Origin of the sequence: Moritella sp. F3, assembly GCF_015082335.1 — a bacterium.
In the GTDB taxonomy this organism is placed as follows: domain Bacteria; phylum Pseudomonadota; class Gammaproteobacteria; order Enterobacterales; family Moritellaceae; genus Moritella.
This window is the reverse complement of the sequence record NZ_BLRL01000114.1, coordinates 1-250: the sequence shown is the minus strand read 5'-3', so window position 1 is coordinate 250 and position 250 is coordinate 1. Positions and strand designations below refer to the sequence as shown.

Here is a 250-nt window from a genome sequence, read left to right as displayed (position 1 = left end):
CTGGAACGTTGATGATTTTACTTTCCGTGGCTCGAACTTTGTTGCTGAGTCAAACCCTTCTTGTGATTTCCAAAACTCACAAGACCCGTATTGTCAATTGGGTGCAATGCTAGATAGCCAAGATGGTCAGTTCATCTCCTTGGGTGCTCAATATGACAATGGTGATCTGTTAGTTAATGTCGAAGCTGCGGATGTTCAGTTGGAAGGGCAGTTTTATGACTATCAATCGGTATCTGGCTTGGTTGGTTAC

The 250-nt window shown here is 43.6% G+C and carries 1 pseudogene; it reads left to right on the top strand.

The annotated features are described in order from the left end of the window. Positions 1–250 (top strand): annotated as a pseudogene (locus JFU56_RS22620) (hypothetical protein); the annotation flags it as partial.